Source organism: Treponema zioleckii (genome assembly GCF_014737315.1).
In the GTDB taxonomy this organism is placed as follows: domain Bacteria; phylum Spirochaetota; class Spirochaetia; order Treponematales; family Treponemataceae; genus Treponema_D; species Treponema_D zioleckii.
Map to the genome: position 1 here is coordinate 26,493 of NZ_JPUF01000022.1, position 21,100 is coordinate 47,592.

At 42.8% G+C, this 21,100-nt stretch carries 17 protein-coding genes; 7 read left to right on the plus strand and 10 right to left on the minus strand.

The genetic code is table 11. The features are described 5' to 3' along the window. Positions 1 to 59: 59 nt before the first annotated feature. A complete protein-coding gene (locus JI65_RS07485) occupies positions 60 to 1,397 on the minus strand; it encodes an ATP-binding protein (RefSeq protein ID WP_191014758.1) in 1,338 nt (445 codons plus the stop codon). 279 nt (positions 1,398 to 1,676) lie between these two features. Beyond that, the gene (gene prfA, locus JI65_RS07490) at positions 1,677 to 2,753 is read right to left on the minus strand and encodes a peptide chain release factor 1 (protein WP_191014759.1); all 1,077 of its coding nucleotides are present in this window, start codon (positions 2,751 to 2,753) and stop codon (positions 1,677 to 1,679) included. A 377-nt stretch (positions 2,754 to 3,130) separates the two neighbouring features. On the opposite strand from prfA, the gene JI65_RS07495 reads away from it, so the two are divergent. After that, entirely contained in the window at positions 3,131 to 7,732 is a 4,602-nt protein-coding gene (locus tag JI65_RS07495; protein ID WP_191014760.1) for a 2-hydroxyacyl-CoA dehydratase, read from the plus strand. Between the two features lie 222 nt (positions 7,733 to 7,954). On the opposite strand, the gene thrH is transcribed toward JI65_RS07495, so the two are convergent. Next, positions 7,955 to 8,560 carry a bifunctional phosphoserine phosphatase/homoserine phosphotransferase ThrH gene (gene thrH / locus JI65_RS07500; protein WP_191014761.1) on the minus strand — a complete coding sequence of 202 codons (606 nt, stop codon included), beginning with the start codon at positions 8,558 to 8,560 and terminating at the stop codon, positions 7,955 to 7,957. Positions 8,561 to 8,992: 432 nt separating this feature from the next. Between thrH and JI65_RS07505 the strand changes: the two genes are divergently transcribed. The 4 genes from JI65_RS07505 to tsaD all read left to right on the plus strand — a co-directional run bounded on the left by JI65_RS07505 (position 8,993) and on the right by tsaD (position 12,634). Next, positions 8,993 to 9,793, plus strand: coding sequence for a sigma-70 family RNA polymerase sigma factor (locus JI65_RS07505; protein ID WP_191014762.1), 801 nt, complete (start codon positions 8,993 to 8,995; stop codon positions 9,791 to 9,793). A gap of 99 nt (positions 9,794 to 9,892) precedes the next feature. Next, on the plus strand, positions 9,893 to 10,210 hold the full coding sequence (locus tag JI65_RS07510) for a hypothetical protein (RefSeq protein ID WP_191014763.1): 318 nt from the start codon (positions 9,893 to 9,895) through the stop codon (positions 10,208 to 10,210). Then, positions 10,188 to 11,579, plus strand: coding sequence for a divergent polysaccharide deacetylase family protein (locus JI65_RS07515; RefSeq protein WP_191014764.1), 1,392 nt, complete (start codon positions 10,188 to 10,190; stop codon positions 11,577 to 11,579). Before JI65_RS07510 ends, JI65_RS07515 begins: the two co-directional genes overlap by 23 nt. Before the next feature lie 14 nt (positions 11,580 to 11,593). Next, positions 11,594 to 12,634 carry a tRNA (adenosine(37)-N6)-threonylcarbamoyltransferase complex transferase subunit TsaD gene (gene tsaD, locus JI65_RS07520; protein ID WP_191014765.1) on the plus strand — a complete coding sequence of 347 codons (1,041 nt, stop codon included), beginning with the start codon at positions 11,594 to 11,596 and terminating at the stop codon, positions 12,632 to 12,634. On the opposite strand, the gene JI65_RS07525 is transcribed toward tsaD, so the two are convergent. Further along, positions 12,591 to 13,700: a sensor domain-containing diguanylate cyclase gene (locus JI65_RS07525; protein ID WP_191014766.1), complete on the minus strand. Its 1,110-nt coding sequence runs from the start codon at positions 13,698 to 13,700 to the stop codon at positions 12,591 to 12,593. The two genes, tsaD and JI65_RS07525, sit on opposite strands and share 44 nt — an antisense overlap. Before the next feature lie 75 nt (positions 13,701 to 13,775). Between JI65_RS07525 and JI65_RS07530 the strand changes: the two genes are divergently transcribed. Then, a complete protein-coding gene (locus JI65_RS07530; protein ID WP_191014767.1) occupies positions 13,776 to 14,672 on the plus strand; it encodes a prephenate dehydrogenase in 897 nt (298 codons plus the stop codon). A gap of 62 nt (positions 14,673 to 14,734) precedes the next feature. After that, on the plus strand, positions 14,735 to 15,268 hold the full coding sequence (locus tag JI65_RS07535) for an adenine phosphoribosyltransferase (protein WP_191014768.1): 534 nt from the start codon (positions 14,735 to 14,737) through the stop codon (positions 15,266 to 15,268). A 264-nt stretch (positions 15,269 to 15,532) separates the two neighbouring features. Here the strand turns inward: JI65_RS07535 and JI65_RS07540 are convergent, their stop codons facing one another. The 6 genes from JI65_RS07540 to JI65_RS07565 all read right to left on the minus strand — a co-directional run bounded on the left by JI65_RS07540 (position 15,533) and on the right by JI65_RS07565 (position 21,090). Continuing rightward, positions 15,533 to 16,021, minus strand: a complete 489-nt coding sequence (locus JI65_RS07540; protein WP_191014769.1) for a hypothetical protein — start codon at positions 16,019 to 16,021, stop codon at positions 15,533 to 15,535. Between the two features lie 106 nt (positions 16,022 to 16,127). Next, positions 16,128 to 16,691 (minus strand): porin family protein, encoded by a 564-nt coding sequence (locus JI65_RS07545; RefSeq protein WP_191014770.1) that lies wholly within the window; start codon positions 16,689 to 16,691, stop codon positions 16,128 to 16,130. 213 nt (positions 16,692 to 16,904) lie between these two features. Beyond that, positions 16,905 to 17,873: a bifunctional 4-hydroxy-2-oxoglutarate aldolase/2-dehydro-3-deoxy-phosphogluconate aldolase gene (eda, locus tag JI65_RS07550; RefSeq protein ID WP_191014771.1), complete on the minus strand. Its 969-nt coding sequence runs from the start codon at positions 17,871 to 17,873 to the stop codon at positions 16,905 to 16,907. A gap of 203 nt (positions 17,874 to 18,076) precedes the next feature. Continuing rightward, on the minus strand, positions 18,077 to 19,126 hold the full coding sequence (locus JI65_RS07555) for an extracellular solute-binding protein (RefSeq protein ID WP_191014772.1): 1,050 nt from the start codon (positions 19,124 to 19,126) through the stop codon (positions 18,077 to 18,079). 86 nt (positions 19,127 to 19,212) lie between these two features. After that, entirely contained in the window at positions 19,213 to 20,088 is an 876-nt protein-coding gene (locus JI65_RS07560; protein WP_191014773.1) for an ABC transporter permease, read from the minus strand. A gap of 15 nt (positions 20,089 to 20,103) precedes the next feature. After that, entirely contained in the window at positions 20,104 to 21,090 is a 987-nt protein-coding gene (locus JI65_RS07565) for an ABC transporter permease (protein ID WP_191014774.1), read from the minus strand. Positions 21,091 to 21,100: the final 10 nt, after the last annotated feature.

Sequence of the window (21,100 nt, forward strand, 5' to 3'; positions counted from 1 at the left end):
GCGATAGCGGAAGTGCGGAAAGCCCGACCGTCAGCCGCATGGCAGACGGTAAGCCCCACCTACAATTCCTCCAGAATAAAGGGCAGCATCCAAACCGGCTTGAAGAGCAAATTATCCTCCTGAGCGACATCTTTCTGCGACAGTAAAAAAGCGTGTGAGATAAACTTCGCATATTTCTGGCTGAATGCATCTATTGATTCGTGTGTTTTTCTTGAAGAAGATTTTACCTCGAACGGAACTATTTTTTTGCCTGACTGAATCAGGAAATCAACTTCATAAGAATGGGTGCTTTCTTCTTTGTTCCAGGTGTGATAATAAAGCTCCCGGCCTGTTGCCCTCATTATCTGGGCGACCATGTTTTCGTACAGATAGCCCAGGTCGGCGGGAAGTTTGTCTCCAAGCAGTTTGCTGTAAATATTCTCTCCTGTTTTCGGCTCCGAATCGAACAGCATTGTCGTGAACAAGCCGACATCCGATAGGTACAATTTGAATGTATCTTCATCTTTTGTGAGGGAAAGCGTAATGCTGGGATTCAATGTGTTGTAACATGGAATGACGGTTTTTGAATCAAGCAAATCCGAGAGTCGTTCCAGATCTTTTGCGACTTTTCGTTTTTGTGTTGCCTGCGAAATGACATATCTTTTTTTGTGTGTTGCCAGCTGACTTGGAATTGACTTGTACATTTTCCCAATCAGGCCTGATGAATCTATCTTTTTGAAATCATCGACATAGAGATTTATGATTTCTCTTTTTACTGAATCAATCTGAGAAAAGTTTTTGCCGTCAACATAGGCTTTTACGGCCTGGGGCATTCCTCCGACAGCCATGTATGTGCGGAAATCTTTCATAAGTTTGCGGTTCGTGCCATTGCCGACTTCTTCGTTAAGGTTGTACAAGTCTCTTAAAGTGTTATATGTGTCATTTCCTGTCGCCCACATAAATTCTTCATAATCCATAGGATAGACTGGGATTTTATGTTCTTCCGACGGAATGACTATATCCTTTACATTTTTCTTTATGCTGATTAGCGAGCCTGTTTCTATGTAATCATATCTTCCGTCTAAAACCAGATATTTTATTGCCTGGCGAACTTTCGGGTAAAGCTGAATTTCGTCAAAAATGATGACAGATTCTCTCTTGTATAAAGTGACTCCGCTGACTGTTTGTAATCGCAAAAAAAAACGGTCGAGGCTTGCGATATCTTTGAAAACATCTTCGACTTCTGTTGTGATATTGGCAAAATCGATTTTTATATAGGAACGATAATTTGATTTTGCGAATTCTTCTGCAATGGTAGATTTTCCAACGCGCCTTGCACCTTCAAGAATAGCCGCATAGTTTGGAGCAAGGTTTTCTTTCCAGTTTTTGAGAGCATCCTCTGCTTTTCGCCTGAACATTCTAGCCTCCATTTAGTGCAGTTATTTCAAAATTTTTTACACAAAATAGTGCAGCTTTTTCAAAATTATTTTATGTAAATAGTGCAGTTTTTTCAAGATTTAAAAAGCAAAATAGTGCAGTTATTTCAATATTTTAATGCTCTATGCTCCCCTAGCTTTTTATGCTATAACTTCTCCCCCCATAAAAAGGACTATTAAAATTGAAAAATCACTGTCCCCTTTCCTCATACAAAAACAGCCCCGACACATATGTGTCAGGGCTGCCTTCATAGCGACAAATTAATTATCCAGTGCCTTGAATTCCTCTTCCTTAGCGTAAACGTTCAACGCGTCGAGCATTTCGTCCATGTTTCCCATCATAAAGCTTGGGAGGTTGTGGAGCGAAAGGTTGATTCGGTGGTCTGTTACGCGGTCCTGCGGGTAGTTGTAGGTGCGGATTTTTTCAGAACGGTCACCGTTTCCGACCATGCTCTTTCGGGCAGAAGAACGCTCTGCGTCAAGTTTTGACTGCTCAAAGTCGAACAATCGCGCACGCAAAACTTCCCATGCCTTTTCTTTGTTCTTAATCTGAGATTTCTGGTCCTGTTGGATTACGACGATTCCCGTTGGAATGTGGGTGAGTCGAACCGCAGAGTCCGTGGTGTTTACACACTGTCCGCCAGGTCCGCCAGCGCGCATTACGTCTACGCGAACGTCTCCCGGATTGATTTTAACGTCTGCTTCCTCGGCTTCAGGCAAGACTGCAACCGTAACTGTAGAAGTCTGCAAGCGTCCCTGAGACTCTGTTGCAGGAACTCGCTGAACGCGGTGAACGCCACTTTCCCAGCGGAGCGTTCCGTAAACGAATTTTCCCTGAATCTGTGTGACGATTTTGTTGAATCCTCCGACCTCTGTTTCCTGAGCTTCGACGTTCTCGTATTTCCAGCCCTTGCGCTCGCAAAGGTGAATGTACATTTCCCACATGTCGCGCACGAAAAGGCTCGCCTCGTCTCCACCCGCTGCCGAGCGGATTTCAAGGATGATGTTCTTTTCGTCGAGCGGATCCGGCGGAATGAGCTTGAGCTTCATCTGTTCTTCAAGCTGCGGAACTTTTTCTTCAAGTTCTTTAAGCTCCTCGCGAGCCATTTCCTTCATTTCTGGGTCGTCTTCGGCCGTAATCATCATTTTTGCGTCTTCAATTCCCTGAAGGCATTTTCGGTATTCGTTTCCAACTTCAAGGACGGTTGTAAGAAATCCGTGTTCGCGCATAACGTCCTTGTATTTTTTCTGGTCTTTTACGAGATTTGGATCCTGAACCAACTCACTTACTTCAATAAAACGCTTGTCAAGTTCATCAAGCTTTTTGATTAAGTCCATTTAATTCCTCAAAAACTACAAAAATTTTCAAGCATAAATAATATAGAAAATCAACTGATTCTGCTAGTATGGGAACGTTAAATAAATTTTCTGCTTTCGACTTCGTTCAACTATCTTTTTTGTGAAAAGTCTTCTCTACCGACAGCACTGATTTTTTAATCTGCTTGTAATAATGCTGAAATCCCTGCAGTGCTAAAATTTGTGTTTATAACTGTCGGTTGAATCATTTGAACAATATTAGTAATATAGTAGAGTTTAGAATCTGAATAGAATTGCGGGGACTGTCACGTTTAAGGCATAATATTGGATTTTGGGGCGGTTCTTCAAAGAAAGAAAAAAAATCTCTTGGCGAGAGTATCTTATATAAAGGGATATTTATGGAAGCATCTACATTAAAATTCAAACCGGCGGTAATGCCAATTAGAATCGGTATTGACGTTGGTTCTACAACCGTAAAAGTTGTTTGTCTTGACGAGAATGACAAGATGATTTACGGAGATTATCAGCGACACCGTGCTGATATTCGAAACACAATTATTACAGTTGTTACAAAAGCACTTGAAGAGGTTGAGAAAACTTGTTCCCTCGGTGCTGACCACCCTGTTTCTGTAAAAGTGACTGGTTCAGGCGGTCTTTCGGTTTCTCAGTGGCTTAACATTCCTTTTATTCAGGAAGTTGTTGCGGCAACAACAGCCGTTAAAAAAATAATTCCACAGACTGACGTTGTAATCGAGCTTGGCGGTGAAGATGCCAAAATCACGTATTTTACCGGTGGTGTTGAGCAGCGAATGAACGGAACTTGTGCCGGCGGTACTGGTGCGTTCATAGACCAAATGGCAGCCCTTCTTGAAACTGATGCGCCAGGTCTTAATGAGCTTGCACGCACTTATAAGCAGATTTATCCGATTGCGGCACGGTGCGGTGTTTTTGCGAAGACAGACGTTCAGCCACTCATCAACGAGGGGGCTAGGCGAGAGGATATTGCGGCTTCGATTTTTCAGGCTGTAGTTAACCAGACAATTTCGGGTCTTGCCTGCGGTAAGCCGATTCGCGGTAACGTGGCGTTCTTGGGCGGACCTCTTCACTTTTTGGAGCAGCTTCGCCAGCGTTTTGTTGAGACTTTAAAGCTTTCCCCTGAGGCTACGATTGTTCCTGAAAATTCCCAGCTTTTCGTTGCGGCGGGTTCGGCTTATTCTGCGGACAAAGTTGCAAAACCGCTTTCTGGCGAGGCTCCAAAAGAATTCAAGACGATTAAGGAATTCAAAGAAAGCCTTACGCATCTTGAAGGGGCTGAGCTTAACGAGGTTCAGCGTCTGGAACCATTGTTCAAGGACGAGGCTGATTTGCAGGCGTTCCGGGAGCGTCATGCAAAAGACACTGCAAAACGCGGTGATTTAAAGTCTACACACGGGCCTGTTTTCCTCGGTCTCGATGCAGGTTCTACGACGACTAAGGCTGTTCTTATCAATAAGCAGGGCGAAATCCTCTGGGATTTCTACGACGTGAATGGCGGAAGTCCTGTTGATTTGGCCGTTCGTGTTCTTAAAGATTTGTACAAGATTCTTCCGAGCGACGTTTATATTGCACGTGCGGTTTCTACGGGCTATGGCGAGGCACTCTTTCAGGCGGCTTTAGGCGTTGATGCCGGTGAAGTTGAGACAATCACTCACTATCGTGCGGCTGAGTTCTTTGTTCCGGGCGTAGAGTTCCTTTTGGACATTGGCGGTCAGGACATGAAGTGCCTCCGAATGAAGGACGGTGCAATCACTTCGATTCAGCTCAATGAAGCCTGTTCGGCAGGTTGTGGTTCATTCCTCGCGAACTTCGCGAATTCAATGAATCTCGACATAAAAGAATTCTCTAAAAAGGCACTTCTTGCTAAAAAGCCTGTTGATTTGGGGTCACGCTGTACAGTATTTATGAACAGCCGCGTAAAGCAGGCTCAGAAAGAAGGCGCGACAATCGATGATATTTCGGCAGGACTTTCTTATTCCGTAATCAAAAATGCGCTCTTTAAAGTTATAAAACTTCGTCGTGCGTCAGAAATCGGTTCAAAAGTCGTTGTTCAGGGCGGTACGTTCTACAACGACGCGGTTCTTCGCGCCTTCGAAAAAATTGCTGGCGTTGACGTATTCCGCCCGGACGTTGCAGGTCTTATGGGTGCTTACGGTTCGGCTCTCATCGCTTACGACCAGTGGTGCGACCTTACGGCTCCAAAGCCTGGTCAGGAGAAGGGCTGGATTCCTCCGAAGATTGTGTCAAATATTGCGACACTCGAACAACTTGAAACGTTCAAGGTTGAGCTTGAGCTTACGCGCTGCGGTGGCTGCCAGAACAACTGTCTTCTTACGATAAACACGTTCCGCACGGCTGGAATTAACGGCGGTGAGGGCGAGGTTCGTCAGTTCATAACCGGAAACCGCTGTGAGAAAGGTCTTGAGCGTCACTCACTCAAAAATCAGAATGCTGATTCCGCTGCAAAAGTGGTTGACGGAAGCAACAAGAAAAATACTGGTGTCGAGAGCACTGGCTTTGAGATTCCTAACTTGTTCGACTGGAAGTACAAGCGTCTCTTTACGCATTACGTTCCTTTGAGACCGGAGGAAGCTCCTAACGGTTCTGTTGGAATCCCTCGCGTTCTCAACATGTACGAGAATTACCCGATGTGGTTCACGATTTTTACGAAGCTCGGATTCCAGGTAAAACTCAGTCCTCGTTCAAGCCACATGATTTACGAGCGGGGAATGGAGTCGATTCCGTCTGAGTCGGTCTGCTACCCTGCAAAGATTTCTCACGGTCATATTGAGTCTCTTATCAAAATGGGATGCAAATTCATTTTCTATCCGTGTATTCCTTATGAGAAGATTGAGGATAAGGGAGCTGGAAACCATTACAATTGCCCTGTCGTAACTTCGTACCCGGAAGTCCTCAAACACAATTTGGACAACATCACTGAGAACGACTCGCTTGATTTTATGAATCCGTTCCTCCCGATTTATGATTTGCCACGTCTTCGTGAGCGATTCTATGAGGAAATTCACAAGCACTTCCCGAAGATTGCGAAAGACAAGGTTTTTGAGGCGGTTGATGCGGGCTGGCGTGAGCAGGAGCAGTTCAAGTTCGACGTTCAGCAGAAGGCGGAGGAAGCTCTTGAAGAGCTTGTAATCACTGGCGGAAACGGTATCGTTCTTGCAGGTCGTCCTTATCACCTTGACCCTGAGATTAACCACGGAATCCCAGAGATGATTCACGGGCTTGGAATTGCCGTCTTTACGGAAGATTCAGTAGCTCATCTTGGTTCTGTTGAGCGCCCTCTCCGAATCATTGACCAGTGGACTTACCATAACCGACTTTATCGTGCGGCAAACTTTGTATCTGGAATGCCTAATTTGGAGCTTGTTCAGCTCACCTCGTTCGGGTGCGGTCTTGATGCCGTAACTGCCGATCAGGTTGACGAGATTATGAAGTCTAAGAGCCGAATGTACACGCTCATAAAGATTGACGAAGGTTCTAACCTCGGTGCGGTCCGAATCCGAATCCGCTCGCTGATTGCCGCTGTAAAGGCTCGAATGCGAAATCCGAAGAAAGTCACTCGAAAGAGCGCGGCTTACCAGCGTGTTGTGTTTACGGAAGAAATGAAGCACGAATACACGATTCTCGCTCCGCAGATGAGTCCGATTCACTTCCGTCTTTTGCAGAAGGCTTTCCAGTATTCGGGCTACAACTTTGTTGTTCTTGACGCGCTTGACCCTAAAGCCGTTGACACTGGACTTAAATTCGTTAACAACGATGCCTGCTACCCGTCTATTTTGGTTACGGGGCAGATGATTGAGGCCTTGCAGTCCGGCAAGTACGATTTGAACAAAGTTGCGCTGATGATTACTCAGACCGGTGGCGGTTGCCGTGCGACAAACTACATTGGATTTATTCGCCGTGCGTTGAACGATGCGGGGTGGGGACATATTCCTGTAATCTCTCTGAACGCGCTTGGATTGGAGAAGAATCCTGGATTCACCTTTACGCCGGGAATGGTTCACAAGGCGATGATGTCTGCCTTCATTGGCGATTTGCTCATGCGCGTGCTTTACCGTGTTCGTCCTTACGAAGCAAAACCGGGCAGCGCGGACGCACTTTATGAAAAGTGGAATGCTCGTGCAGAGGAGATGCTGAAGTCAAATTCAATCTTCAAGTACAAGAAATTGATTAAGGGGATTATCCGCGACTTTGACAGACTTCCGATTCTTCCTGTTAAGAAGCCTCGCGTGGGTGTTGTCGGTGAGATTCTCGTAAAATTCCATCCGACTGCGAACAACAACATCGTTAAGGTTATTGAGGCTGAGGGCGCGGAATGCGTAATGCCAGACTTGATGGACTTCCTTTTCTACACGTTCTCGGACGGTACTTTCAGATACAAGGAACTTGCTTTCCCTAAATCTGAGGACAGAAACGGAAAGATTGCGGTTTGGGCACTTGAATTGTACAGAACGTACATGAAGAAATGTTTGCGAAAGAGCCGCCGTTTTGAAGCTCCGAATTCAATTTGGGATATGATGAAGAGCGTTGACGGACTTATTCAGCTTGGAAATATTTCTGGTGAAGGTTGGTTCCTAACCGCGGAAATGGTTGAGCTTATCAAAGAAGGTGTTCCTTCAATCGCTTGTATTCAGCCGTTTGCCTGCTTGCCGAACCACATTACCGGAAAGGGTATGATTAAGGCTTTGCGCAAAAAGTATCCGGGCTCGAACATCAGTGCGATTGACTATGACCCAGGTGCCTCTGAAGTTAATCAGCTTAACCGCTTAAAGCTTCTTTTGAGTAACGCTCCAATCGGAAAGAACCCTGATGAGCTTCCGAACGGAAAAATCTGGACTCCAAAAGGCGAGGTTGAGCCAACAATTCAGTATGCGGCTGGCGCAACGCTCATTGACGATGACCCTGTAGATGCAAAGAACGTTGTTCCTGCAACAACGGCTTTGTAAAAGTCTAAGTAAAACGAAATAAACAAAAAAAGGTGATTTTGACAGAGCCAATAGCTCGGAGCCGTCAAAATCACCTTTCTGAGTTCGGTCATTTTGCCATTCAAAATGACCGATTTTTTTTTAAACTTAAACTAAGAAGCAATGGAATTTTCGTTAGAAAACTCCGGGGAAGCGCTAAACTGGAATTTTAAGTTTCAAAGTTAAATTTGAAGCGCTTCCGTGTTACGCTTTAAGAACTTCCTTTATGGCCTTTAAAAGTTCATCGTATTCTGTAAAAGTCGGAATGTTCGGGTAATCAGCCTTGATTTTGTCGGTTGTGCGGAACAAAAATCCGGCTTTGCTTGCCTGAATCATACCGAGGTCGTTGTAGCTGTCGCCGAATGCGATTGTCTCGTAGCCGATTGACTGCAACGCCTTTACGGTCGTAAGTTTTGACTGCGGGCAGCGCATTTTGTGGCGGACGATAAATCCCTTTTCATCAACTTCGAGCGAATTGCAGAAAATCGTCGGCATTCCCATTTTTTTGATGAGCGGTGAAGCGAATTCTTCAAAAGTGTCGCTCAAAATGATTGTCTGGCTCATGGAGCGAAGCTCGTCCAAAAATTCTTTTGCGCCCGGCAGCGGGTCTATTTTTGCAATCGTGTTCTGAATGTCTTTGAGAGTAAGACCGTGTTCTTTCAAAATCCCGATTCTCCACTGCATCAATTTGTCATAATCCGGCTCGTCGCGGGTTGTGCGTTTTAGCTCAGAAATTCCCGAAACTTTAGAAAACTCAATCCAAATCTCAGGTGCAACAACACCTTCCATGTCCAAACAAGTTACAAACATTTTTTTCTCCTGATTAAAAGATTGCTTTACTATAGCTTTAAAGCGGCTTTTAGGGGAGTGCATAAAAGTAGACAGGTAAGGGCGGGGTGTGCAGAAAAATACACGGTAAATTCTTAAATTAATATTAATGTATGATTTTTTATACAGTTTGAAATTTTTTTCAAAAATCCTTGAAATTTCTTTTTTTTGTGTTATACAAAATAACGATTTTGTAAGTCTAAATAATATAATGTTTTATCATTTCTTTCTGAAAAAATGTTGAAAATTTTATTAAAAAAAACTCAAAAAATAAAAAGTTGGCACGTATATTGCTAATAGATATTCAGATAAAAAGTAGTATAAAAAAAAATAAAGGTTTTTGGTCATTTCCAAGAAGTTTAATTTCTGAAAAATGACTTAAAAATCAGCATTGCTTATTTGGAGACTATAAAAATGGATTTGTACGAAAACTACTTGAAGGAAATTAGAGGGTATTCGCTTTTGACTCAGGCTCAGGAATCTGAACTTGCCGAACAAATTCAGCACGGAAATCAGATGGCATTGGATCGGCTTATAAAAGCCAATTTGCGTCTGGTGGTTAGTGTGGCAAAAAAATTCACCATGTCTTATAAGTTTTCTGTAATGGATTTGATTCAGGAAGGAAATCTTGGATTGATGGCTGCCGCACAGAAATTTTCAGCTTCATTTAATACAAAATTTTCTACCTATGCGTACACTTGGATTTTTCAGTATATGCTTCGGTTCGTTCACAACAAAACATCGATAATCGAACTTCCGCACCGAAAAGAAGAAATATTACGCACCGCCAAAAACGGAAAGGTTACTTTTATGCAAAAATATGGTTTTGAGCCGTCTGTTGAGGAACTTGCCGAATATCTTGGCGTTAACGAGTTTGAGCTTCGGGACGTGCTTTCGTATTCGTATTCGTTCACTTCGATTGATGTTGAGTGTTCCGATGACAACGGAGAAACCTTCGGCGACCTTTTGCCGGACATGAGATACAATCCAGAATCAAATTATTTGATTGATGAGGAGAAAAAATCTGTTGAAACGATGCTCGGCTCGCTTCCTGAAAAAGAGCGTATCGTAATCAACGAAAGGTTCAATTTTGATTGCAATCAGCATGTGCCGACTTTGCGAGAATTGAGTTCTTCTCTTGGCGTTTCGGCTGAAACCGTTCGCCAAATGGAATTAAGGGCATTAAAGCGACTTCGAAAATCTTTCGTCGCATAGAAACAGAGAGAGTTTCTAAAAATATCAGCTTTTAAGTCCTGCGGTAACGTTAATCCCCTTGCGTTACCGCTTTTTTTTGTCGAAAATAAAAAATAGACTATGGCTACTAAAAAAATATCAGGACAAAATGAATCAAAAAAAACTCCCTCAAAATCTTCTGCAGGGACTTCTAAAAAAACTTCAAGAACCGTCGGCACAAAATCCCGCGCCACAAAAAAAAGAAAACCTAAAGCTCCTAAAATAAAACTTTCCATGAAAAAAGTCGTAATGCTTTCCGGGGCGATTTGCTTCCTTTGTATTATGAGCATTGCGATGAGCGTGATTTTTAACAATCGGGAAGAATCGGCTCGCAGTGAAGTTGTTGAAATGAACTCAGAAAAGCCGAAAGTCGGTTTTGTGGATTCAAAAAAAAGATGATTTAAAATCGGAAAATTCAGAAATCGTGGAGCGAAAAAAAGACGAAGCGATTTTGGAATCTTTAAAAAATCAGGAACTTGAGGATTTAAGAATCGCTCAGGCTGAAATGCAAAAGGCTGAGATTCAGAAAATTGAAGAGAAAAAAAGGCAGGAACTTTTGGAGCAAGAATCAAAATGGAAAGAAGAAAATCTTGCGCTCCGAAATGAATACGAACGGCTTTTGCGTGAAAATTCGGCTCTTCAGAATGAGAACGGAAAACTTAAAAATGAGAGTTCCCGTGAGTCCGACAAATTTTCTTCTGAAAATCAAAAACTTGCGCAAGAAAATGCTCGGTTAAAAAAACAAATGAGCGAGATGCAGAACGAAATCGGTGCCGAAAGCGAAAAACTTTTGAACGACAACGAAAGTTTAAAGCGTCAGATTGCTTCGCTAAAAAACGAGAACGGAAAATTAAAGACAGAAAGTTCCCGTGAATCTAGCAAGGTTTCTAGCGAAAATCAAAAACTCTTGCAAGAAAACGAACGGCTCAAAAAGCAGATGGAGTCACTTAAAAATCAAAAATCGGCAGCTTCAAGCACAAAAAACGAAAATAGAGCTGAGCCTAAAAAGCAAGTTGCTTCCTTGACGCACCCAAAACAGGATGCGGCGCAGAATCAGCTTGCAAAGAGCAGGTTTGACATTCCGCCTGCAAAAAATGGGGCTACAATCGTGTTCGTGATTGACGACGCGGGGCGAAGTGCCGCTAACACTAAAAAATACACGGATTTGCCGTTCCCGATTACGATTGCAGTTCTTCCAAAATTGCCGCAGACCCGTCAGTGTGCGGACGTAATCCGAAAGTCCGGCAAGGAGATGATTCTTCATCAGCCAATGCAGTCTCAAAAGCTTAGCCTGGATCCTGGACCGGGGGCGATACGCGGCGAAATGTCGAGTGCGGAAATCATTCAGATTTTGAACGAGAATCTTGAAGAGCTTGGAAGCGGGGTTAAAGGTCTTAACAACCACGAAGGTTCGTTAATTACTGCTGACGAACTTAGAATCGGCACTGTTCTTGACGTTTGCCGCGAAAAGGGCATTTATTTTCTTGATTCGCGCACTACCGCGGAAACAAAGGCTCCGAGTGCCGCTGCTGCAAGGGGAATGAGAATCTATGAGAAAGCTGGCCCGTACATTGATAACGAAATTAGTCGGGAAAAAATGCTTGAGAGAATTTATGAAACTTTGAACTACGCAAACCGGCGCGGAAGTGCTATAGTAATCGGACACGTGGATAAGAGCGTAAATATTCTTCCGGATTTGCTAAACGAAATGTATCCGTATTTGAAAGCGGCCGGATATAAATTTGCGACTCCGAGCACGCTTCGCTAAGATGAGGTGTTTTTATGAAAGTTTTAGGTATAGAAAGTTCCTGCGACGAAACGGCTTGTGCCATTGTTGAGGACGGAAAGAAAATTATAAGTAACGTTGTTGCAACGCAGATTCCTTTTCATCAGATTTTTAAGGGCGTTGTTCCGGAGATTGCAAGCCGCAAACATGCCGAGTGGATTTTGCCGGTCGTGCGGCAGGCTCTAAAAGAGGCTGATATGACTCTTGCCGACGTTGACGCGATTGCGGCTACGAATCGGCCCGGTCTTATGGGAAGTCTTTTGGTTGGTCTTACGTTCGGAAAAACACTCGCGTGGTCGCTGAACAAACCTTTTATCGCAATAAATCACATGCTTGGTCACATGTATGCGGCTCACCTTGAGAATGATATTGAATATCCTTACCTGGGACTTCTAGTTTCTGGCGGACACTCGATTATTGCGAAAGTGAATGGTTTTGATGACCTTGAAGTTCTCGGAACGACAATTGACGATTCTGTTGGAGAGGCTTTTGATAAAGTTTCTAAATTTTACGGATTGGGCTATCCAGGAGGCGTGGTGATTGACCGTCTGGCTCAGAACGGGGATCCAAAGTCATTCAGTTTTCCTGTTCCAAAACTTGACAAGGGCGATGACCACCGCTACGACGTGTCTTTTAGCGGATTAAAGACTGCCGTAATTCATCAGGCCGACATGTTCCTTAAAAAAGGCTACGAGAAGACCAACGAAAATATTTGTGCGGCATTCCAGGAAACTGCATGTAAAACGATTTTGAGCAGGCTTTTCCGTGCTGTTGAAGACACTGGGCTTACGACAGTCGTTGCGGGCGGCGGAGTTGCCGCAAATTCAAGACTTAGGGCAATGCTTGCAGAGCATAAAGAACTTAATTGTATCTTCCCGCCGTTAAAATTGTGCGGCGACAATGGAGCGATGATTGCGGGCGTGGCTTACCATTTCTTGAAACGCGGTGACAGAAGTCCGATTGATGTAACGGCGCAGGCAAGAATTCCGCAGTTTAAACGCGGGCTTGCAAATCTCGAAGCTTTTGGGCGCAGGTAGATTTGTAGTAGCGTTCTTTGTCTTCGTACATGAGTTTGTCGGCTCTGGAAACGGCTTTTTCGATTTTGCGTTCAGTTTGTACGTCACCCGAAAGCCATACAGAGCCGATGGAAAGATTCATTTTGCAGTCTTTTTTTATTAGAGATTGGGCAATTTTTAATTCATCAACTTTTTTTAAGAATTGCTTTGCATCTTGATTTTTGCAGAAAATTACGAACTCGTCGCCGCCGATTCGGTAGATTGTTGAATTCTTGTTTTTTCCGAACACACTTTTTAGAACATTCGCAGTGTTCAAAATCAGTTCATCACCTTTTTCGTGTCCAAAGTTGTCGTTCGTGAATTTTAGTCCGTTTATGTCGGTAAAGATTATGCCTAGCTCGTTTGTGGTGGATTCAAGATTTTTTACTTCTTCAATGTATGCGTGCCTGTTCAATAGGCCTGTCAGCCTGTCGGAATAGCTCAGCTCGTAAAGTTGGTTCATGTACTTTCGCCTTCGAATGTCGTTCAGTGCAAAAGTCGCCACCGATTTTAAAAGAATTGTGGAATCCCGGTTTTGCTTAGGATTGTCCACTCCCAAAAATCCCACAAGTCCCGTTGGTTCGTAAAATGGAACTTCAAAAGTCGATTCAATTTTTAGATGCGTAAGTATTTTATACTCTTCTGTGTAGCTTGGAAGTTCATCAGCGACTGAATTTATGTGAACTTCGCCTTTTTCCTCAAAAAGTTTGAGCCAGTAGTTCATTGTTGAGATGGGAAGATTTTGCCTTTGAGATTTTCTGGTTTGTATGTTTTCATTGCACCATTCGTAGGTCGAGCTGGCAAATGTTAAATTTTCGTTGAATTCAAAAATATAGGCCCTGTCGGCGTCGTGGTATTCTGCAACAATGCGTAATAGATTATGAATAGCTTTTTCTGTATCACTGTTTTCATACAGCATATTGATGCAGAGTAGTAGAGTGGAATTAATTTTTCTGAGGTTCGCGATTTCTTGCTCAATTGTCGGCAAGTCTTCAACCTTTGTCGTCTCCATAAAGAATATTTTAACATAGAATTTAAGAAATGACATTTTTTTCTGAACATATATTTAATTTTATGCTATAGTTTTGCTATTAAAATTCTGTCTTTAAAAATGGAGATTCGTATGCGTAATCTAAAAGATTTGACTTATGGAATTGTTGGTCTTGGAATTATGGGTGGGTCGATTGCCAAGGCGATTCGTCAGAACATTTTGTGCCGAAGCGATGCTTCCGGAAAAATCCTTGCCTGCAACAGAAGCACTGCGTGTCTTATTCAGGCCCGTGCGGACGGCGTTGTTGATGAGACTTTTACGACTGAGCGCGTGCAGGAAATGCTCCCAAAATGCGATTTGCTTTACGTATGCCTTTATCCCCATGCGACCCTCGATTTTTTGAAGGAGAACAAGCAATTTTTTAAGAGCGGCGCGATTGTTACGGACATTTCCGGCGTAAAAGGAATTTTTGAAAAGGAACTTCCGTCGATTTTGCGTGATGACGTTGATTTTATAATCGGACATCCAATGGCGGGCGGTGAGAAAGAAGGATACGTGAATTCCAAAGCGGAATTTTTTATAAACCACAACTATATTCTTTGCGAACAGAGTTTTAACAAAAAAGAGAATCTTGATTTAATGCGTGATTTTATTGCCGAAATAGGTTTTTCAAGAATCACCGAAACTTCCTGCGACACTCACGACTACAAAATCGGTTTTACGAGCCAACTTTGCCACGTTATTGCGAGCGCGCTGGTCGAAAGCGCCCAGGACCCAGAAATTACGGCATTCGGAGGAGGTTCGTTCGAAGATTTGACGAGAATCGCGATGATTAACGCGCCTCTTTGGACAGAACTTTTTATTTCGAACAAAGAAAAACTCGTGGAGCATATCGAAAATTTTGAAAAGCAGATGGACATTTTTAAGCGTGCAATCCGCGACAAGGACAGTGAGACTCTAAAAGCGATTCTTGAGGACACGCGAGAAAAGCGATTGCAGATGGGCAGCATAAGAACTGTTCGCAAATAGTTCGTGTTTTATTTTGCTGAACTAATGGACTGTTATCATTCAAAATGTTAAAATGACTCGTTATGAACAAAGATGAAATCTTGGACAAGGCTATTCGCCGTGTGCCTGACTTTCCGAAGCCTGGCATTTTATTTTTTGATGTTACTAGCATTTTTACAAATCCGCCGGCTTTCAAGCACTGCATTGACCGCATGGTCGAGATTTATTCAGCAAAAAAGCCTGATGCAATTGCGGCTGTTGAGTCACGCGGATTTTTGTTCGCTGCGCCGCTGGCAGAAAAACTTGGTATTCCGCTTGTTTTGATTCGTAAAAAAGGAAAGCTCCCTGGAGACGTTTACAGCGCAAGTTATTCGCTCGAATATGGTGAGGCTACAATTGAAGCTCACAAAACCGACATTGAGAAAGGTAAAAATTACCTTGTTATTGACGACCTTATCGCAACTGGCGGTACTCTCAATGCCAGCCGCAACCTGATTGAGCAAGGTGGCGCGCACGTAATGGAATTCTTCGGCGTAATCGGAATCCCGGAATTGAACTACACTGACGCACTTGCCCCGATTCCTGTAACGACTTTGGTTGATTTGTCGGAAAAATAATTTGGCATGCCGAACTGAAAATTGCTTTTGCAAAACCGGAGCTTTTTGCTCCGGTTTTTTTTGCGCTCCCGCATTTTTAAGATAAGCCCATTAAAAACTAAAAAACATTTTGCGTCATGTTGAATTTATTTCAGCATCTTGCTCATCGAATTTGCATTGAAGCTTGTAGGTGTAAAAATTGTCTGCCGTAACGTAAAAACGGTACGGCATCTTTGTTAGCAAATAAATAGTAGATTCTGAGACAAGCTCAGAATGACAGTTTGCTTAATCTAATCGAAGAATAACTGTATCAATTTTTGAGTCCATTATTTGTTGAATTGTTTTAGGAGTATTTAAACCTGTGCTAAAATCTCGTTCAAAACGTAAAGTGAATTTTTCGCCGATTGGAAGATTTTTTAATGCCTCAAAGTCGTTTGTTTTTGAAGACAGAGATAGCGTGCTAGACAATTCAAACGGTATTTGGAATTGGTCTTCGTCATAAAAGTTTATTGTTCCGCGCAGGTAGTTAAAATTTGCTTTTTTTATAAAATCAATTGTCATTACGAGTTGAAGTTCTTTTGACCGTAATGTGTAATTTCCTGCTACAAGTTCAACTGCATTTGCCTTGTCACCAATCACTTTTATTTGTGAACTGTTTATCGTTTGCTTCTGCACTGTTTGCAATGGAGCTTTTGCATCTAAAGGACTTCCGCTTTGTGCGAAAATTGCTGATGCCATAAAAATAAGGAAAATTGCAATAAAAAATCTTTTCATAAAATCCTCCGATAATGACTGTGCTTAACTGATTTGCCTTGATTATAACACGAATGGCGAATGATGACATTCTGAAAAAAAAGTTCAAATTGTAAGGAAGTTTTTTTTATTCCTGAAAATAGCTTTTTATTGCACGGTAAATGTTTCCAAAGTTAAAATTCACTGTCAAACCGAAGAAAAAGCCTTGGTCAACAAGGTGTTCGCAGTCTTTGGGTAAATCTACTGAGTACAAAAGTTTTTTATAACCCGTAAATGCTTCTAAACCGATGTACTTGTTCAGCGGCTGCTTCCATCCTGCCTGGGCTTGCAGAAATATCGCAGTTTTTTTGCTGTTTTCTTCACTAAAATCATCTCCTGTAAGCTGAATAAATTCCGTGGAACTTCCTCCGCCAAAATAAAAATATTTGTTCAGCCCAAGTCCAAAAGGGTAGCAATAAAGATTCATGCTGACTGTTTCCGTTGTATAAACGGCATCTCCAGATTCCGAGAAAAGCGCAGAATGGCTAAAACCTCCGTTAATCGAAAAAAATCTGGTAAACAAATATTCACCTTTTATTCCAAACCCAAAACCGTTGTGTTTTATTGCATCGCTCATAACGCCAAAATCAAAGGAAATATCTGTGTTCTTTATTTCTGGTTCGGCAGTTTTTTCAGAATAAAAATTTTCCATCTCCTGACTGTTAGAATCTGAATCTGAAAGCGAAAAAATAGGTTGTAGTTGCAAAATTAATGGAGTAAATAAAAAAAGTGATTTAAAAAAAGTCATTTGAAAAAAAATACAGGCACGGCAAAACCAACTTAAAAACTGAAAGCCGATTTCCCGTGCCCATAATTATGCATTACGAATTATTTATTGAGTCGTGGAGCTTAGTTCCGCGAGCGCTTATGCTCTCTTCAAGTGGATAGCGAAGCCGCCAACTTCTTTGTCGAGGTAAACAACCTTGAGTGGAGAAGCGCCTTCTTTTCCCATCCATTTTTCTGTTCCAGCAACTGGATTGAATCCGTATGGTTTAAGATAAGCGAGTGCGCGCTCTACGTTGTTGCAAACCATAGAGATGTGACCGTGAGTTCCGCGTCCGTTCTCTTTCATAATCTCAACCTGCTCTGAAGCGAAGATTGAAGAGTTTCCGAATTTTGAAGCGAAACCGAAAAGCTCGAACTGTGCTGCGATTTCTTTTGCCTCAGCTTCGTTCTTTGCGTTGATTCCCATGTGATCGATGTGGAAGTTGTGCATTGCTTTTACAGCGTCTTTACAAATCTGAGTGATTTCGTCCCATTTGCATCCTTCGATGAGTGGTTTTTTAACCATCCAGGTTCCGCCCATACAGAGAATGTTCTTGCGTTTTGCGTACTCGCCAACGTTCTCAGTTGTAACGCCACCTGTTGGCATGAAAGTACACTGTGGGAAAGGTCCGCCGAAGTCGTCAATGATTTTGTATCCGCCCTTGCGCTCTGCAGGGAACAGTTTGAGGTGTGTAACGCCCTTGTTGATACAAGCTGTGATTTCAGAAGGATTTGAGATTCCTGGCATTGTTGGAACGTTGTTCTTCAAGCACCAGTCAACTACGTCTGGGTTGTATCCTGGGCTAACGATGAATTTAGCACCAGCTTTTACAGCTTTTTCTGCCTGCTCAACGTTCAAAACAGTTCCAGCTCCAACGAGCATATTTGGCTCTGCTTTAATCATTGCTTCAATAGCTTCAGCCGCGCAAGCTGTGCGGAATGTAACCTCAGAAGCCGGAAGTCCGCCCTTTACGAGAGCGTGTGCCAAGTCTGCTGCTTTTGAAGCATCTTCGATTGCGACAACAGGAATAATACCGATGTCACGGAATGTGTCATAAATGTCTGCCATTTTTAAGACTCCTAAAAAATATGCTTAATAAAAAACTTTCCCAGTTTTTAAACGCTTTTTAATATATTCTTTTTTGTGTGCATTGTAAATGTTCGATTTTTGGACACAAAATAACGAAATCTGCATAAAAGCGTATTTTTTTCTTACCTAATTTACTATAAAAAAACTGCGACAGTTTTGCCGCAGTCTCAAGTGATTTTTGGCTATTTACTGATTCTCAGCTTTTCCCACAATTCGTAGTATTTTGCCAAAGTTTCGCCAATGTCCATCTTCAATTCGCAGTTGTCCATCTGGCTAGCCTCGTAGAGAGGTGTCGTCGTCATGTACTGCTGAGCCTCAAGGTTCACGTAGCAAGGAAAGTTGAAAAAGTCTAGGAATTTCGCATAGTTTTCTGGTCGGTGGATAAAGTTGATGAATTCTGTTGCGAGTTCGGCATTTTTCGAATCCTTTAAGATGCACATGCTGTCAACGTAGCAAGCTCCGCCTTCCTGTGGAATAAAAAAGTCAATCGTGTCTTTCCATTCAGCTTCTGGAACTTCTCCGTAAACAACTTCCGCATATCCGTGGCAGAGCCAGAGGTCTCCGCGGGCAAAGTCTTTTCCGAATCCCTCTGCATCGAATTTTACGATGTTCGGGAGCCATTCGTTTTTAATCATATCAACTGCCGTGTTAATCTCAGCCTCGTTCAAAGTTGAAACGCTGTAACCGTTGTGAGCGAGCGCGTCACCGATTACTTCGCGGTAGTCGTCCATCATGCTCGCGTGACCTTTGAACTGTGGGTCTGCAAAAATCGCCCATGAGCGGTCGTAATTTCCGTTAGGAACCTTTTTCTTGTTAACAGCGATTCCGGCCGCGCCAAAATAGTACGGAACCGCATAAGTCATATCCGGGTCGTAAGTTGTTTTTTCAAGAATTTTCGGGTTGATTTTGCTTCGGTTCGTGAATTTTTCCTGCACGATTGGCTGGAGCATTCCTTTTGCCATCATAATAGAAACGTAGTCCTGTGAAGGCACAACGATGTCAAAACTTTTTGCCCCGCCGTTGTTGAGCTTGTTGAACATGGTTTCATTTGAATCATATTCCGTTACGATAACCTTACAGTCGAATTCTTTTTCAAATGCTTCTACAACGTCCGTTGGTGTGTAGTAAGTCCAAGTGTAAAGATTCAAAGTTTTTTTGTTGTCGCAAGAAACAAAACCGAGTCCTGCAATAAGACCTGCTAAGGCAAGTACAATTTTTGCTGTGATTTTCATAAAATTTTCCTCTATTAAAATAAATTAAAAAAATTGTGTCCCTGTTTGCAATCGAAATCCTCAGGTGGCTGAGCGAAGTCAATGCATTATTTTGCAGCTGCAAAACTTTTTAAACTCTTTCTGAGAACAATCGCAAGAAGCAGAATAAAAAGAATCAAAATGAATGAAAGTGAATTGATTACCGGGCTTACACCGTGCCTAATCATGTTGTAAACCGAAATAGGCAACGTCTCGATGTTTCCGTTTACGAGCGAGGTGATTACGAAATCTTCGATAGACATTGTAACGCTCATCATAAATCCGGAGATGATTCCTGGGGCAATTGCCGGGAGAATCACGTGGAGTAAAGTCTGCTTTTCGTTCGCGCCCAAATCGTAGGCAGCTTCGATTATCGAATAGTCAAATTCGTCAACGCGCGAGCTTACCATAAGATAAACGAATGGAAGACAGAACGTTGTGTGCGCGATTATAATCGTCGTAATTCCGAGATTCATGTGGATTCCGCTCAAGAAAATCAAAAGCGAAACACCCATAATTACTTCCGGGAGAACCATCGGCAAAAAGCTGATTGACTGAATGTAGTTCTTTCCGAAGAATTTGTACCAGCTGATTCCGATTGCGGCAAGGCTTCCGAGAACCGTAGAAATCAACGCGGAGGCGAGTGCCACGATTCCGCTGTACAAAAGCGATTTCCAGAGTTTTCCGGATTTTAAGAAAAGTTCTTCATACCACCGGAACGAGAAGCCTGTAAATTGCGAGCCTTCAGAGCTGTTGAACGAGTAGAAGACGATTACAAACAGCGGAATAAAAAGAAAAGCGAGTCCGAGCGCAAAAACAGCCTTTGAAAAACTGAATACAGGAGCACGTTTTTTCCAGTCACGTTTTGCATGTCGGTTTCCTTCATTTTTGTTCAGCGGGTTACGCTTTAAAAGTGCGAGTATTACAGAAACTAAAAAATCCATATTCTATCCCTTTTGCTAATCTTTCTTCATTTTCTTCAGTTTTGCTTCGTTTTTGTCTGAAGAAATCATGTAGAGAATCGCCGCCATACTCAAAACCGTAAGAGCCACGCTGAATGACGATGCTAAAGGCAGATTCCTTGCTTTTTGAATCTGGTCCATGATTATGTTTCCGAGCATGTAGCTTTCTGTTGAGCCGACGAGCTGCGGAACGGTGTAGTTTCCGAAAATCGGAATGAACGTAAAAATCAGTGCGCTGATGATTCCAGATTTGATTCCGGGAATCATTATGCGGTAGATTGAGCCGAGTTTTGTCGCGCCCAAGTCCCGTGCCGCTTCAAGCAACGTAAAGTCGAATCGGTCAACCGACGTAAAAATCGGAAGAATTGCGTAAGGCAAGTACATGTATACACTTACGAGGATTACCGCGAATTTTGTGTACATAAACTGATTCGGAGTAAAAACTGCATCAGAATTTCCCGTTACAAAAAAGCAGATTTTGGCAAAAAATCCGCAGACCGTGTTCAAGAGTCCGTCTTCGCCGAGAATCGACATCCACGCAAAAATGCGGATGAGCGAGTTTGTGAGGAACGGAACGATTACCAGAATCAAAAGAATCGTCTGGTGACGGCTTCGTGCAATTGCGTAGCCACAAGGAAGCGCAATCGCAATGGTGATGAGCGTTGAAACGACAGTCATCCACAGTGTTCGCCAAAAAATAAATCCGTATGCCGCCGAAAACATCTGCTTGTATGCGTCGAGCGAGAACTGATGCACTACGCCGCCGAACATATCTCTTTTCATAAAAGAATACGCCACGATGATTACCAGCGGAACTACAAAGAAAATCGAGAACCAAAGTCCCATTGGCCAACCGTAAAACGGTCCGGGATTTGCTTTCTTGAATTTTCTTGAGTATGCTTTTGAGGCTATTTTTAGCGACAAATCTTTTTTTGCTTCTCTTGAATTTTCGAGGGAAGCTGAATCTTTTTCATTTTCTTTCATTAAACTCTTC